The sequence below is a fragment of the Clavibacter sp. AC415 genome (assembly GCF_979252985.1).
Genome location: NZ_CEEDAR010000003.1, coordinates 22640 through 38232 on the forward strand (window position 1 = coordinate 22640; position 15593 = coordinate 38232).

At 70.4% G+C, this 15593-nt stretch carries 5 protein-coding genes and 7 pseudogenes; all 12 read right to left on the reverse strand.

Annotated elements, in window-relative coordinates; translation table 11 throughout:
• Nucleotides 1-56 precede the first annotated feature (56 nt).
• The 12 genes and pseudogenes from ACZ411_RS00780 to ACZ411_RS00835 all read right to left on the reverse strand — a co-directional run bounded on the left by ACZ411_RS00780 (nucleotide 57) and on the right by ACZ411_RS00835 (nucleotide 15568).
• Nucleotides 57-684, reverse strand: a pseudogene (locus ACZ411_RS00780) (superoxide dismutase).
• A gap of 177 nt (nucleotides 685-861) precedes the next feature.
• Nucleotides 862-1842 carry a DNA-binding protein WhiA gene (whiA, locus tag ACZ411_RS00785; protein ID WP_012299318.1) on the reverse strand — a complete coding sequence of 327 codons (981 nt, stop codon included), beginning with the start codon at nucleotides 1840-1842 and terminating at the stop codon, nucleotides 862-864.
• Between the two features lie 29 nt (nucleotides 1843-1871).
• Nucleotides 1872-2745: pseudogene (gene rapZ, locus ACZ411_RS00790) on the reverse strand (RNase adapter RapZ).
• 78 nt (nucleotides 2746-2823) lie between these two features.
• The gene (uvrC, locus tag ACZ411_RS00795) at nucleotides 2824-4752 is read right to left on the reverse strand and encodes an excinuclease ABC subunit UvrC (RefSeq protein WP_104289211.1); all 1929 of its coding nucleotides are present in this window, start codon (nucleotides 4750-4752) and stop codon (nucleotides 2824-2826) included.
• Nucleotides 4752-7682: pseudogene (gene uvrA / locus ACZ411_RS00800) on the reverse strand (excinuclease ABC subunit UvrA). The gene uvrC and the pseudogene uvrA overlap by 1 nt, the downstream one beginning before the upstream one ends.
• An 86-nt stretch (nucleotides 7683-7768) precedes the next feature.
• Nucleotides 7769-9838: pseudogene (gene uvrB, locus ACZ411_RS00805) on the reverse strand (excinuclease ABC subunit UvrB).
• A 10-nt stretch (nucleotides 9839-9848) separates the two neighbouring features.
• Nucleotides 9849-10463, reverse strand: coding sequence for a dephospho-CoA kinase (coaE, locus tag ACZ411_RS00810; protein WP_464167787.1), 615 nt, complete (start codon nucleotides 10461-10463; stop codon nucleotides 9849-9851).
• 103 nt (nucleotides 10464-10566) lie between these two features.
• Nucleotides 10567-12021 (reverse strand): 30S ribosomal protein S1, encoded by a 1455-nt coding sequence (gene rpsA, locus ACZ411_RS00815; RefSeq protein WP_012038440.1) that lies wholly within the window; start codon nucleotides 12019-12021, stop codon nucleotides 10567-10569.
• Nucleotides 12022-12198: 177 nt separating this feature from the next.
• Nucleotides 12199-13881: a DUF885 domain-containing protein gene (locus ACZ411_RS00820; RefSeq protein ID WP_464167792.1), complete on the reverse strand. Its 1683-nt coding sequence runs from the start codon at nucleotides 13879-13881 to the stop codon at nucleotides 12199-12201.
• Nucleotides 13882-14071: 190 nt separating this feature from the next.
• Nucleotides 14072-14194 (reverse strand): annotated as a pseudogene (locus ACZ411_RS00825) (PTS sugar transporter subunit IIA); the annotation flags it as partial.
• 277 nt (nucleotides 14195-14471) lie between these two features.
• Nucleotides 14472-14804 (reverse strand): annotated as a pseudogene (locus ACZ411_RS00830) (DNA polymerase); the annotation flags it as partial.
• Between the two features lie 9 nt (nucleotides 14805-14813).
• Nucleotides 14814-15568: pseudogene (locus ACZ411_RS00835) on the reverse strand (DNA polymerase).
• Between the last annotated feature and the right edge of the window lie 25 nt (nucleotides 15569-15593).

Here is a 15593-nt window from a genome sequence, read left to right on the forward strand (position 1 = left end):
GGCGTGCGGGATCCGCGGGCGGCCGGGGTCTCCCGGCCGGCCGCCCGCGGAGGCGCCTACGAGAGGAGGAAGAGGCCCTGCGTCTTGGTGCGGGCTGCCTCGAAGCGCGCCTGCACGTCGGCCCAGTTGACGATGTTCCAGAACGCCTTGACGTAGTCGGCCTTCACGTTGACGTAGTCGAGGTAGAAGGCGTGCTCCCACATGTCGAGAAGCAGGATCGGCACGGTCGCCGCGGCGAGGTTGCCCTGGTGGTCGTACAGCTGCTCGATGATGAGCTTCTGGCCGAGCGAGTCCCACGCGAGGATGCTCCAGCCGGAGCCCTGGATGCCGAGGGCGGAGGCCGTGAAGTGGGCCTGGAACTTGTCGTACCGAGCCGAAGAACTCGTCGATGGCCGCGGCGAGCTCGCCGGTGGGCTTGTCGCCGCCGGCGGGGCTGAGGTTGTTCCAGAACACCGTGTGGTTCACGTGGCCCGCGAGGTTGAACGCGAGGTCCTTCTGCAGCTTGTTGACGAACGTCAGGTCGCCGGCGTCGCGCGCCTCCTGCAGCTTGACGAGGGCGGTGTTCGCGCCGTCGACGTAGGTCTTGTGGTGCTTGTCGTGGTGCAGCTCCATGATGCGGCCGCTGATGCTCGGCTCGAGGGCCGAGTAGTCGTACGGGAGGTCGACGAGAGTGTAGTCAGCCATAGGTGTATCTCCTCTTCATTGCCCGGGGGCTCCCGGCCAGAGGCCGGGGGTGGGTGACGGATCGAGTCTAGTCCGGCGGCCCTCCGCGGGACCTGGCCGGATGACGCCGGACGTCGAGCGGATCCCGCCCGCAGCCCGCCGGGGACAGCGCCGCCTGCCGCGGGCAGCCGAGGCGGATCAGACGTCGTCGAGGTCGGCCGGGAGGTTGGCGTCGGTACCGGGCAGCCCCTCGTCGACGGCCTTCTTGTCCGCCATCGCCAGAAGGCGGCGGATGCGCCCGGCGACCGCGTCCTTGGTCATGGGCGGATCGGCGTGGTGGCCCAGCTCGTCGAGGCTCGAGTCGCGGAAGCGCAGGCGCAGGTCGCCGGCGTACTTGAGGTGCTCCGGGATGTCGGGCCCCAGGATCTCCATCGCCCGCTCCACCCGCGCGCACGCGGCGACGGCCGCCTGCGCGGAGCGGCGGAGGTTCGCGTCGTCGAAGTTGACCAGGCGGTTGGCGGTGGCGCGCACCTCGCGACGCTGCCGCATCTCCTCCCAGTTGACGACCGTGCCCTGCGCGCCCATGGCCCGGAGCATCTGGCCGATGGCGTCGCCGTCGCGGATCACGACGCGATGCACCCCGCGGACCTCGCGGGCCTTCGCGCTCACGTCGAGGCGGCCGGCGGCGCCGACGAGGGCCATCGCCGCCTCGTTGCCGGGGCAGGTCACCTCGAGGGCTGCCGAGCGACCGGGATCGGTGAGCGTGCCGGCCGCGAGGAAGGCGCCGCGCCACACGGCGGCGATCTCCTCGCGCGAGCCCGTGGTGAGTCGGTTGGGGAGGCCGCGGATGGGCCGGCGTCGCGCGTCGAGGAGGCCCGTCTGCCGGGCCAGGGTCTCGCCGCCCTCCATGACGCGGACGAGGTAGTGCGTGGCGCGGCGCATCCCGGACGCGGGGATCACGGAGATGTCGCTGCGGACCCCGTAGAGCTCGGCCAGGTCCTTGCGCACGCGGCGGGCGAGGAGAGGCGTGTCGAGCTCGGACTCCACGGCGATGCGGTTCGAGATGAGGTGCAGACCGCCGGAGAAGCGGAGGATCGTGGCCAGCTCGGCAGCCCTCACCGTGGTCTTGCTGACCTCGACGCGTGACAGTTCTTCCTTGACGTCCGAGGTCAGAGGCAAATGCTTACTCCCTTGATGAGATGGGTGCCCTACTCCCGGCCGAGGTCGCGGTGCTTGGTGCTGACAGCGACGCCGGGAAGGGCGCGGAGGAGGCTGGTGAGCTCCTCGGCGACGGCCACCGAGCGGTGCTTGCCGCCGGTACAGCCGATAGCGATCGTAGCGTGTCTCTTGTTCTCCCGCTGGTACCCGGCGAGCACCGGGGCGAGGGCCCGGGCGTACGCGTGGACGAACTCCTCGGCGCCCTCCTGGCCCAGCACGTAGTCGCTGACGGCCTTGTCGCGGCCGGTGAGCGGCGAGACTCCGGGTCCAGAACGGGTTCGGCAGGAAGCGCATGTCGGCCACCATGTCGGCGTCCGCGGGCGTCCCGTACTTGAAGCCGAAGCTCATGACGGTGACGCGGACGCCGGCGTCGTCGGCCCCGCTGAACTGCTCGGTGACGGTCGTGGCCAGCTGGTGGATGTTGAGCTCGGACGTGTCGATGACGAGGTCGCTGGCCTCGCGGATCTCGATCATCCGGGCGCGCTCGGCCGCGATGCCGTCCAGGAGCGTCCCGTTGCCCTGCAGGGGGTGCGGCCGACGCACCTGCTCGAAGCGGCGCACGAGCGCCGCGTCCGTGGCCTCGAGGAACAGGACGCGGAGCCGAGGACCCGTGCCGAAGGTCTGCAGGACGTCGCGCAGCTCGGAGAAGAAGTCGCCGCCGCGCACGTCGACCACCGCGGCGATCTTGGGCAGCGACGTGCCCGCGCGGCCGGCCAGCTCGACGAGGGGCTTGAGCATCTGCGGCGGGAGGTTGTCGACGACGTACCAGCCGAGGTCCTCCAGCGCGTTGCCGACGGTGGAGCGGCCCGCGCCGGACATCCCCGTCACGATCATGACGTCCTGCTGGGGGATCTCCACGCTCATGCCGGCATGCACCTCTCGTCGCGCTGGTCTGTGGGTCGAGTCTGGCGGGACCCGCGACACGCCGTCCGCGGACCCGGATCACGAGCGGAGCCGCTCGTAGACGGCCTGCGCGAGCGTCGGCCCGATCGTGCGGACGGCCGCGATCTCCTCGACCTCCGCCTGCTTGAGCTTGGCGACCGAGCCGAACTGCTGGAGCAGGCGCTGGACCCGCGACGGACCGAGACCCGGGATCTCGTTGAGCACCGACGTGATGTCGCGCTTCCGACGGGCGCGCTGGTGCGTGATGGCGAAGCGGTGCGCCTCGTCGCGGATGCGCTGGATGAGGAAGAGCGCGTCGCTGTTGCGCGGCAGGATGATCGGGTAGTCCGAGTCGGGCAGCCAGATCTCCTCCAGGCGCTTCGCGATGCCGGCGAGCTGGATCCCCGTCACGCCGGACTCCTCGAGCGCACGCTGCGCGGCGGCGACCTGCGGCTGGCCGCCGTCGACGATGAGCAGGTTCGGGCTGTAGGAGAACCTGTTGACCGGCGGCGCCTCCCCGAGCTCGGGCGGCGCGGCGTCGGCCGGCACCTCCGCCTCCTTGCCGAGGTACGCCAGCCGCCGGGTGATGACCTGGTGGATGGACTCGGTGTCGTCCGTGGAGTCGGCGATGTTGAAGCGCCGGTACTGGTCCTTGCGCGGGAGGCCGTCCTCGAAGACGACCATCGACGCGACGATGTTGGTGCCGCTGAGGTGCGAGACGTCGTAGCACTCCATCCGCAGGGGGGCGTCGGGCATGCCCAGCGCCTCCTGGATGTCCGCGAGGGCCTTCGACCGCGTCGTGAAGTCGGAGCTGCGCCGCGTCTTGTAGAGCATGAGCGCGTTCTGCGCGTTGGTGGCGGCGGTCTGGGCGAGCGCCGCCTTGTCGCCGCGCTGCGCGACCCGGAGGTCCACCTGCCAGGAGCTCGGCCGGCCGCGCCGGACCGTGCCGTCGTCCTCGCCGGCGGCCCGACGCTGGCTGAGCCACAGCTCCAGCTCGGCGGCGTCCGCCGGGAGCTCCGGGACCAGGACCTCCCGCGGCGGGTGGGCCTCGTCCTCGTAGGCGTTGTGGAGGACGGTCTCGACGAGCTCGCCGATGCCGATGTCGAGCTCCTTGTCGACGACCCAGGTGCGCGTGCCCCGGATGCGGCCGCCGCGGACCATGAACTGCTGCACGGCCGCCGCCAGCTCGTCCGCGGCGATGCCGAACACGTCGGCGTCGACGCGGTCGTCGAACACGACGGCGGTCTTGGACAGCGCCGCCTCCAGCGCGCCGATGTCGTCCCGGTGCCGTGCCGCGGCCTCGTAGTCCATCTCCGCCGCGGCGTCCTTCATCCGCTGGGTGAGCTGGCCCACGTACTTCGAGTCGTTGCCGGCCATGAAGCTCACGAAGTCGTCCGCGATCTCGCGGTGCTCCTCCTCCGAGACGCGACCGACGCAGGGCGCCGCGCAGCGGCCGATGTCGCCCAGCAGGCACGGCCGGTTGGTCTGCCGCGCCCGCTTGAACGTGCTCTCCGAGCAGGAGCGCATGGGGAACACCTTGAGCATGTGGTCGACCGTCTCGCGGATCGCCCACACCTTCGTGTACGGGCCGAAGTACTTGGCGCCGCGGATCTTGCGGTTGCGGGTGACCATGACGCGCGGGTAGTCCTCCCCCAGCGTCACGGCGAGGTACGGGTACGACTTGTCGTCCCGGAACTTGACGTTGAAGGGCGGGTCGAACTCCTTGATCCAGGTGAACTCGAGCTGGAGCGCCTCGAACTCGCTGCCGACCACGGTCCACTCCACGCCGGCCGCGGAGGTGACCATGCGGCGCGTGCGCTCGTGCAGGCTGTGCAGAGGAGCGAAGTAGTTGGCGAGGCGGGCGCGGAGGTTGTTCGCCTTGCCCACGTAGAGCACGCGGCCGCCGGCGTCGCGGAACCGGTAGACGCCTGGCGACGTCGGGATCTCCCCCGCCGCCGGACGGTACCCGACGGTGTCGGTGCGGGCCATCAGCCGGCCGCGCGCTCCTCGCGCGCACGCTGGGACTCGACCGCGGCCGCCTCGGCCTCGGCGTCGAGGACCTCGCGGAGGAACCCGCCGGTGTAGCTCTCCGGCACCGTCGCGAGGTGCTCCGGCGTGCCGGTCGCGAGGACCGTCCCGCCGCCGGCGCCGCCCTCGGGGCCCATGTCGATCAGCCAGTCGGCGGACTTGATGACATCGAGGTTGTGCTCGATGACGATGACCGTGTTGCCCTTGTCGACCAGCCCGTTGAGCACCAGCAGGAGCTTCCGCACGTCCTCGAAGTGGAGGCCCGTGGTCGGCTCGTCGAGGACGTAGACGCTCCGGCCGTTCGACCGCCGCTGCAGCTCCGTCGACAGCTTGACGCGCTGCGCCTCGCCACCGGACAGGGTGGTGGCGCTCTGCCCCAGCCGCACGTAGCCGAGGCCCACGTCGACGAGCGTCTTCATGAAGCGGTGGATGGCCTGGATCAGCTCGAAGAACTCCGCCGCCTCGCTGATGGACATGTCGAGCACCTCGGCGATGCTCTTCCCCTTGTAGTGGACGCTGAGGGTGTCGCGGTTGTATCGCGCTCCGCCGCAGACCTCGCAGGCCACGTACACGTCCGGCAGGAAGTTCATCTCGATCTTGATGGTGCCGTCGCCCGAGCACGCCTCGCAGCGGCCGCCCTTGACGTTGAAGCTGAAGCGGCCGGGGAGGTAGCCGCGGGCCTTCGCCTCGGTGGTCTCGGCGAAGAGCGTGCGGATGCGGTCGAACACGCCGGTGTAGGTCGCGGGGTTGGAGCGCGGGGTGCGGCCGATCGGGTTCTGGTCGACGTGCACGACCTTGTCGAGGTTCTCGAGGCCTGTGACGCGCGAGTGCTTGCCCGGGACCTTGCGGGCGCCGTTGAGCTCGTTGGCGAGCACCCGGTAGAGGATGTCGTTCACGAGCGACGACTTGCCCGATCCGCTGACGCCCGTGACCGCGGTGAGCGTGCCGAGCGGGAACGCGGCCGTGACGTTCTGCAGGTTGTTGGCGCGCGCGCCGACGACCTGGATCTGGCGCTTCCGGTCGATCCTCCGGCGCTTGGCGGGCGTCGCGATGGCCTTGCGGCCCGCGAGGTAGTCGCCCGTGAGCGACTCGCGGTTCTCGATGAGCCCGGCGTACGAGCCGGAGTGGACGACCTTGCCGCCGTTGACGCCGGCGCCCGGGCCGATGTCGACGATCCAGTCGGCCGTGCGGATCGTGTCCTCGTCGTGCTCGACGACGATGAGCGTGTTGCCGAGGTCGCGCAGCTTCACCAGGGTCTCGATGAGCCGGCGGTTGTCGCGCTGGTGCAGGCCGATGCTCGGCTCGTCGAGCACGTAGAGCACGCCGGTGAGCCCGGACCCGATCTGAGTGGCCAGGCGGATGCGCTGCGCCTCCCCGCCCGAGAGCGACGCCGCGGCGCGGGCCAGGTTCAGGTAGTTGAGCCCCACCTCGATGAGGAACTCGAGGCGCACCCGGATCTCCCGCAGAACCTGCGCGGCGATGTGCGCCTCGCGGTCGGTGAGCTCGAGCTGCGCCATGAACTCCTGCGCGTCGGACAGGCTCATCTCCGCCACGTCCGCGATGTTCGCCCCGTGGACGAGGACGGCGAGCACCTCGGGCTTCAGGCGCTTGCCGTCGCATACGGGGCACGGGATCTCCCGGAGGTACTGCCCCCACCGCGCACGCTGGTTGTCGGTCTCCGCCTGGGCGAACTGGCGCTCGATGTACGGCATGACGCCCTCGAAGCCGGACGAGTAGGTCATCTCCCGCCCGTAGCGGTTCTTCCACTTGACCTGCACCTCGAAGTCGTTGCCGCGGAGCACCGCCTCGCGGACCTCCTCCGACAGCTTCCGCCAGGGCGTCGTGAGGGAGAACTTGAGGTCGCGGGCAAGCCCGGCGAGGAGCTTCTCGTAGTACTGGAAGAGGCCCTTGCCCTGCGTGGTCCACGGGAGGATGACGCCGTCCGCGATGCTCAGCGTCTCGTCGCCGATGAGGAGCTCCTGGTCGACCGACATGCGCGTACCGAGGCCCGAGCACTCCGGGCAGGCGCCGAAGGGCGCGTTGAACGAGAAGGTGCGCGGCTCGATCTCGGTGAGCTGGATCGGGTGGTTGTTCGGGCAGGACAGCTTCTCGGAGTACGTGCGGAGACCCCCGGGGCCGTCGACGTCGACGAAGTCGATCATGACGATGCCGTCGGTGAGGCGGAGCGCGGTCTCCAGCGAAAGGCACGTCAGGCGAGCCCAGGATGTCCTCGTTGGCGACGAGGCGGTCGACCACGACCGAGATGTCGTGCTTGTACTGCTTCTTCAGCTTCGGCGGCGAGCTGAGCTGGATGAGCTCGCCGTCGACGATGGCACGCGAGTAGCCGCCGGATGCGAGCTCGGCGAAGAGGTCGACGAACTCGCCCTTCTTCTGCGAAACGATGGGGCTGACCACCTGGTAGCGGGTGCCGGGCTCGAGCTCCATGAGCTGGTCGGCGATCTGCTGCACGGTCTGGCGTGAGATGCGCTCCCCGCAGGTGGGGCAGTGGGCGACCCCGATGCGCGCCCAGAGCAGGCGCATGTAGTCGAAGATCTCGGTGATGGTGCCCACGGTCGAGCGCGGGTTGCGGTTCGTGGACTTCTGGTCGATGGAGACCGCGGGGCTCAGGCCCTCGATGAAGTCGATCGTCTCGGCCAGTGTCGACCTGGCCGAGGAACTGGCGGGCGTACGCGGAGAGCGACTCGACGTAGCGGCGCTGCCCCTCCGCGAAGATCGTGTCGAAGGCGAGGGAGGACTTGCCGGAGCCCGGCAGACCCGGTGAAGACGACGAGCGAGTCGCGCGGGATGTCGAGGTCGACGTCGCGGAGGTTGTGCACGCGCGCACCGCGCACGCTGAGGAGGGAGGAGGACTCGACGGGGGAGATTGACACCTGTCCATCGTATGCGTCGCCACCGACACGACCGACGGCGGAGAGCGCGCCCACCTCCTCCGCCGCCGGCCCGTGCTCGCCGGCGATCAGGACAGGTGGCCCGCCTTCTCCATCTGCCGCAGCTCCCGCTTCAGGTCGCCGAGCTCGTCGCGCAAGCCCGGGCGGCCAGCTCGAACTTGAGCTCGCCGGCCGCCTGGAGCATCTGGTCGTTGAGGTCGGAGATGATCGTCTCCAGCTCGTTCGCGCCCGCGGCCGCCTTGCCCTCGCGTCGCAGGTTCGGCGTGGGCGACCGCTTGCCGCCCCCGCGCCCCTCGAGCATCTTCTTGGTGTCCTCGCCCTCGCGCGCCAGGATCTCCGTGATGTCCGCGATGCGCTTGCGCAGCGGGGTCGGGTCGATGCCGTGCTCGAGGTTGTACGCGACCTGCTTCTCGCGACGACGGTCGGTCTCCTCGATGGCGCGCTTCATGCTGTCCGTCAGCACGTCCGCGTACATGCGCACCTCGCCCGAGACGTTGCGCGCCGCGCGGCCGATGGTCTGGATGAGCGAGGTCGACGACCGGAGGAACCCCTCCTTGTCGGCGTCGAGGATGGCGACGAGCGAGACCTCGGGGAGGTCGAGGCCCTCGCGCAGGAGGTTGATGCCGACCAGCACGTCGTAGATGCCCGCGCGCAGCTCGGACAGGAGCTCGACGCGTCGGAGCGTGTCCACGTCCGAGTGGAGGTAGCGCACGCGCACGCCCGCCTCGGCGAAGTAGTCGGTGAGCTCCTCCGCCATCTTCTTCGTCGAGCGTGGTGACGAGGATGCGCTCGTCCTTCTCGACGCGGACGCGGATCTGCTCCAGCAGGTCGTCGATCTGGCCCTTCGTGGGCTTCACCACGATGGCCGGGTCGATGAGCCCGGTGGGGCGGATGATCTGCTCCACGACGCCGTCGCCCATGCCGAGCTCGTACTTGCCGGGCGTCGCCGACATGTACACGGTCTGGCCGACGCGCTCCGTGAACTCGTTCCACTTCAGCGGCCGGTTGTCGAGCGCGCTCGGGAGGCGGAAGCCGTGCTCCACGAGCGTGCGCTTGCGCGACGAGTCGCCCTCGAACATGGCGCCGATCTGCGGCACCGTGACGTGGGACTCGTCGATGACGACGAGGAAGTCGTCCGGGAAGTAGTCGAGGAGGCAGTGCGGGGCCTCCCCCGCGTCGCGCCCGTCGATGTGGCGCGAGTAGTTCTCGATGCCGGAGCAGAAGCCGATCTGCTGCATCATCTCGATGTCGAAGTTGGTGCGCATCCGGAGGCGCTGCGCCTCGAGGAGCTTGCCCTCGCGCTCGAGCACCGCCAGGCGCTCCTCCAGCTCCTGCTGGATGGTGCCGATGGCGCGCTGCATGACCTCGGTCTCCGCGACGTAGTGGGAGCCGGGGAAGACGGACACCGAGTCCATCTTCCGGACCACGTCGCCCGTGAGGGGGTGCAGCGTGTAGAGCGCCTCGATCTCGTCGCCGAACATCTCGATGCGGATGGCCAGCTCCTCGTACATCGGGATGATCTCGATGGTGTCGCCCCGCACGCGGAAGTTGCCGCGGGAGAAGTCGACGTCGTTGCGCTGGTACTGCATGGAGACGAACTTGCGGATGAGCGTGTCGCGGTTGATCTGCATGCCCACCTGCAGGGCGACCATCGCGTTCATGTACTGCTCGGGCTGCCCGAGGCCGTAGATGCAGGACACCGTGCTCACGACCACCACGTCGCGGCGGCTGAGCAGCGAGTTCGTGGTGGAGTGGCGCAGGCGCTCGACCTCGGCGTTGACCGAGGAGTCCTTCTCGATGAACGTGTCCGTCTGCGGGACGTAGGCCTCGGGCTGGTAGTAGTCGTAGTAGGAGACGAAGTACTCGACCGCGTTGTCGGGCATGAGCTCGCGGAACTCCGTCGCCAGCTGGGCTGCCAGCGTCTTGTTGTGCGCGAGGATGAGCGTCGGCCGCTGGACCTTCTCGATGAGCCAGGCCGCCGTGGCGGACTTGCCGGTGCCGGTGGCGCCGAGGAGGACGATGTCGGGCTCGCCCGCGTTCACCCGACCCGCCAGCTCGGCGATGGCCGTGGGCTGGTCGCCGCTCGGAGAGTACTCGCTGACGACCTTGAAGGGACGCACGGACCGGGTGGGCTGCATGCCCTCGAGTCTACGAGCGGCCTCCGACACCGCCGGACAGGTTCGCCCACAGCCGATCGGTCTGCGCGAGCGTGCTCGCCAGCGAGACTCCGGAGTCGACGACGTCGTCCGCGATGGCGAGGCGCTCCGCGTCCGTGGCCTGCGAGGCGATGCGCCGCTCGGCCTCCTCGGGGGGCATGCCGCGGAGCTCGACCAGGCGTCGGATCCGCTCCTCGCGGGGCGCGTGGACCACCACGATCCGGTCGAACTCGTCGACGCGGCCGGACTCGACCAGCAGGGGGATGTCGTAGACGACGACCGCGTCCGGGTCCTGCTCCTCCGCCTCGGCCATGCGCCGGGCGAACAGCGCGCGGACGGCCGGATGCGTGATCGCCTCCAGGTCGCGACGGGCGTCCGGGTCGCGGAAGACGACGGCGCCGAGCTCGGGCCGGTCCAGCGAGCCGTCGGCCGCGATGACGTCCGAGCCGAAGCGGCGCGCGATCTCCGCCAGCGCCGGCGTGCCGGGCTCCACCACCTCGCGGGCCAGGCGATCGGCGTCGATGCGCACGGCGCCGAGCTCCGCCAGACGGTCGGCCACCACCGTCTTGCCCGCGGCGATGCCGCCCGTCAGTCCGATCCTCCGCATCCACCCAGCCTAGGCGCGCGGGGCATGGGCGGCGCTCGGGGCCGGGGACGACGGAGGCGGCTCTCCCGGTAGGGAGAGCCGCCTCGTCATGGTGCGGGTGGTGCTACTTCGAGCTGGACAGCTTCTCGCGCAGGGCGGCGAGGCTCTCGTCGTCCGCCAGCGTTCCGGCGCCCGTCGAGTCGCTCGTGAAGCCGGGGCCGGCGGACGTGATGCCCGTGTCGGCCGCCTCGGCCTCGGCTGCCGCCGCGACCTGCTTCTTGTGGGCCTCCCAGCGGGCCTGGGCTGCGGCGTACTGCTGCTCCCAGGTCTCGCGCTGCGACTCGAAGCCTTCCTTCCACTCGTTGGTCTCCGGGTCGAAGCCCTCGGGGTACTTGTAGTTCCCCTGGTCGTCGTACTCGGTGAGCATGCCGTAGAGGGCCGGGTCGAACTCGGTGCCCTCGGGGTCGACGCCGTCATTGGCCTGCTTGAGGCTCAGCGAGATGCGGCGACGCTCGAGGTCGATGTCGATGACCTTGACGAACACCTCGTCGCCGACGGACACGACCTGCTCGGCGAGCTCGACGTGCTTGCCGGACAGCTCCGAGATGTGCACGAGGCCCTCGATGCCCTCGGCCACGCGGACGAACGCACCGAACGGCACCAGCTTGGTGACCTTGCCGGGCGCGACCTGGCCGATGGCGTGCGTGCGGGCGAAGACCTGCCACGGGTCCTCCTGCGTCGCCTTGAGCGACAGCGAGACGCGCTCGCGGTCCAGGTCGACCTCGAGGATCTCGACGGTCACCTCCTGGCCCACCTCGACGACCTCGCTGGCGTGCTCGATGTGCTTCCAGCTGAGCTCGGAGACGTGCACGAGCCCGTCGACGCCGCCCAGGTCCACGAACGCACCGAAGTTGACGATCGAGGAGACCACGCCCTTGCGGACCTGGCCCTTCTGGAGGTTGTTGAGGAACGTGCTGCGGCTCTCGGACTGCGTCTGCTCGAGCAGGGCGCGGCGCGACAGGACCACGTTGTTGCGGTTCTTGTCGAGCTCGAGGATCTTGGCCTCGATCTCCTGGCCGAGGTACGGCGTGAGGTCGCGGACGCGGCGCAGCTCGATGAGCGAGGCCGGGAGGAAGCCGCGGAGGCCGATGTCGACGATGAGGCCGCCCTTGACGACCTCGATGACGGTGCCGGTGACGACGCCGTCGGACTCCTTGATCTTCTCCACGTCGCCCCACGCGCGCTCGTACTGCGCGCGCTTCTTCGACAGGATCAGACGGCCTTCCTTGTCCTCCTTCTGGAGGACGAGGGCCTCGACGGTGTCGCCGACCTTGACGACCTCCGTGGGGTCGACGTCGTGCTTGATGGACAGCTCACGCGAGGGGATGACGCCCTCGGTCTTGTAGCCGACGTCGATCAGGACCTCGTCCCGATCGATCTTCACGACGGTGCCCTCGATGAGGTCCCCGTCGTTGAAGAACTTCAGTGTCTTCTCGACCGCGGCGAGGAAGTCCTCAGCAGATCCGATGTCGTTGATCGCGACCTGCTTGGGCGCCTTGTCGGTCGTTGCGATTGTCATGTAGTTAGTGCTCCAGGATGGGCATGAATAAGGCCGCGGACGCGGACCCGCGCGGGTACCGGTCGAGCGGCGGACGGATGGGTCGTCGCAGAAGTGCGACAGTCGATCTTCAGACCCGGCCCGGGAGGCGGGACAACCGCGCCGCGCGGGACCGTCACGCGGCGCGTGCCCGGACGATCAGCGGAGGACCGCGACCCGCAGCGTGTCGAGGCCGACGCCGCCGATGTCGAGCGCCCGGCGGTGGAATTCGCGGATGTCGAAGGCGTCGCCCTCGCGGCGGCGCGTCTCGTACCGGAGGTCCTCCCAGATGCGCTGACCGACCTTGTAGGAGGGCGCCTGGCCCGGCCAGCCGAGGTACCGGTTGACCTCGAAGCGCACGAACAACGGGTCCATGTTGACGTTCCGGCCCATGAAGTCGAAGGCGAAGTCCGCGTCCCAGACGGCGTCGCCGTCGGGCACGCGCTTGCCGAGGTGGACGCCGATGTCGAGCACCACGCGCGCGGCGCGCATGCGCTGGCCGTCGAGCATGCCGAGGCGGTCGGCCGGATCGTCGAGGTAGCCGAGCTCCTGCATGAGGCGCTCGGCGTACAGCGCCCAGCCCTCCGCGTGCCCCGAGGTGCCCGCGAAGCGGCGCCACGTGTTCAGCTCGGCCTTGTTGTAGGTGGCCTGCGCGATCTGCAGGTGATGCCCGGGGACGCCCTCGTGGTAGACGGTGGTGAGCTCGCGCCAGGTGTCGAACTGGGTGACGCCCTCGGGCACGGACCACCACATGCGGCCCGGGCGGCTGCAGTCGTCCGCGGGGCCGGAGTAGTAGATGCCGCCCTCCTGCGTGGGGGCGATCATGCACTCGAGGGCGCGGATCTCCTCGGGGATGTCGAAGTGCGTGCGTCCGAGCTCCTCGACGGCGCGGTCGCTCGTCTCCTGCATCCAGGCCCGGAGGGCGTCCGTGCCGTGGAGCTTGCGCGACGCGTCGCCGTCGAGGTGCGCGATGGCCTCCAGGACGCTCGCGCCCGGGAGGATCTCCCGGGCGATGGACTCCTGCTCCTCGACCATGCGGGCGAGCTCGCCCACGCCCAACTGTAGGTCTCGTCGAGGTCGACCTCCGCGCCGAGGAACGACCAGGGAGCGGAGCGCGTACTGCTCCCGGCCCACGGCGTCGGCGTCGCGGCCGGCGGGCTCGAGCTCGGAGCCGAGGAACGCCGCGAGGCGCTCGTAGGCGGAGCGGGCCTCCTCGGCACGGGCGCCGAGGTCGCTGCCGGAGGGACGCGGGCAGCTCGCCGGCGTCGGTAGCGCCTCCTCGGCGAAGCCGCGGAAGAAGCCGTCGGGCGCGGCCTGGCGCTGCACCTGGCCGAGGACCTCGCGGATCTGGCGCTTCGCGGGCACCTGGCCGCGGCGCACGCCCTCGCGCAGCGTCTCGATGTAGCCGTCGACCGCGCCGGCGACGTTGCCGAGGCGCGTCGCGACGTGCTCCCAGTCGCCCTCGGTCGCGGTCGGGGAGATGTCGAACACCTCGCGGATGCCCTGGGCGGGCGAGGCGATGAGCGTTGCGGTCGGAGAGGTGGACGCCCGCGTCGTGCATCTCGACGTCGAGCTCCAGCTCGCGCGTGAGGTCCATGCGGGTGACCTCGTCCACCGCGTCGACCGGCCGTGCGGCGTGGAGCTGCCGGATGACGGACCGCGCCGCGTCCGCGCGTGGGCGGCGTGCCCGGCGGGCGAGTGGTCGCCGTACTCGCCCTCGCGCCCGGGGCGGCCGAGGTAGACCCGCTCCTCGGGGTGCAGCTCGAGGGAGGTGTCGATCCACCCCTCGGCGATGCGGTCGATGTCCGTCTGCGGTCGGGGGGCCCTCGGCGTCGTCGTCATCCCTCGACCGTACCGGCTCCCAGGAGGGACCGGACGGCCGCGGGATCGGTCGCGCCGCGCAGCTGCTCGGCGCGGAGCGGGTCGAGCAGGATCTCCGCGAGGCGCGACAGCAGCGCGATGTAGACCGCCGCCCCGTGGCGGCGATCCCGATGACGATGCGGACCTCGTGCCCGTCCCAGTCGACGCCGTCGGGCAGGCGGAGGAGGCTGATCGCGTCGGCCCGCACCAGGTCGCGGCCGGCGGCGAGCGTGCCGTGCGGGACGGCGACGCCCTCGCCCACGAACGTGGACACGGAGCGCTCCCGCTCCACCATGGCCTCGACGTAGGCGGGCTCGAAGACGGCACCCGCCGCCACCAGCGCCTCCGGCCTGGCGGATGGCGTCCTGCCGGTCGTCGGCGTGCGCGGCGAGCCGGATGGAGCCGTCCGCGAGGAGGTCGGAGAGTCGGGCCTGGGTCATGCGCTGGTGCTCCTCATGCTGGGGGTGGAAGGGCCGGCGGGGGCGCCGCCGGTGGTACAGCCGCGGCCCACGAGTCCCGCGGCCGACCTGCACCTCGAGCGGGACCCGCAGGTCCGCCGCGTGGGCCATGCGGTCGGTGACGATCGCCTCGAGCGCGTCCCACTCCCCCGCGGCGACCTCGAGGATGAGCTCGTCGTGGACCTGGAGCAGCATGCGCGACTCCATGCCGCGCTCGCGCATGTCGGCCTCGATGCGGATCATCGCGATCTTCATGATGTCGGCGGCCGAGCCCTGGATGGGCGCGTTGAGCGCGGCGCGCTCGGCGTTGTCGCGCAGCACCCGGTTCGGGCTGGTGAGGTCGGGGAACCGACGGCGGCCGAGGTCGGTCTGCATCCTCGCCGGCCACGCGCCTCCTCCACACCCAGGAGGTGGTGGCGAAGCAGGCGAGCGGGCGAAGTTGGTCATCAGCTGCGATCAGCAGCGCGATCGCCGCTGCTTGGACGGCCCGAAGGCGCTCAGCCGTAGCGAAGGCCGTGGCTCATGGCCTTGACCTTGGTGCGGGCGTACTTCGGGCTGGCGTCGGCCCGCTCGACGACGAAGATGCGGGATCCCACGAACCGGTGCAGGTCCTCCCCGCCGCGAACGCCTCGATGAGGCCCTCGTCGCCCGAGAGGTGCGCCATGATCCGCATCTCGATCTGCGAGTAGTCGGCCGTGAGCAGGGTCTACGAAGCCCTCGCCCACGCGGATGGCGCTGGATGCGGCGACCCTCCTCGGTGCGCACCGGGATGTTCTGCAGGTTCGGGTCGTTCGAGGAGATGCGGCCCGTGGTCGTGCCGGTCTGCACGTACGTGGTGTGAATACGCTCGTCGTCCCGATCCCGCGCTCGAGCGTCTGGATGATCTGCCGCAGCTTGCTCGCGTCCCGGTGCTCGAGGAGGAGGTCGAGGAACGGGTGCGGGTTCGACGCCTGGAGGTCGGCGAGGGCGCCGGCGTCCGTCGAGAAGCCCGTCTTGTTGGCCCGCGTCTTCGGCATGCCGAGCTGGTCGAAGAGGACCTCCTGCAGCTGCTCGGGCGATCCGAGGTTGATCTCCCTGCCGATCTCCGCGAACGCGCGCTGGGCGAGGTCGGTGATGCGCTCCTGCAGCTGCGCGCTGAGCTCCGCGAGCCCGGCGCGGTCGGTCGCCACGCCCCGCAGCTCCATCTCCACCAGCACGAGGAGGGTGGGCATCTCGATGTCGACGAGGACCCCAAGA

Bases quoted from the DNA above. Each gene is read 5' to 3' on its own strand.
- rpsA (WP_012038440.1), bottom strand. From the start codon at position 12,021: ATGACAATCGCAACGACCGACAAGGCGCCCAAGCAGGTCGCGATCAAC.
- uvrC (WP_104289211.1), bottom strand. From the start codon at position 4,752: ATGGCCCGCACCGACACCGTCGGGTACCGTCCGGCGGCGGGGGAGATC.
- coaE (WP_464167787.1), bottom strand. From the start codon at position 10,463: ATGCGGAGGATCGGACTGACGGGCGGCATCGCCGCGGGCAAGACGGTG.
- ACZ411_RS00820 (WP_464167792.1), bottom strand. From the start codon at position 13,881: ATGACGACGACGCCGAGGGCCCCCCGACCGCAGACGGACATCGACCGC.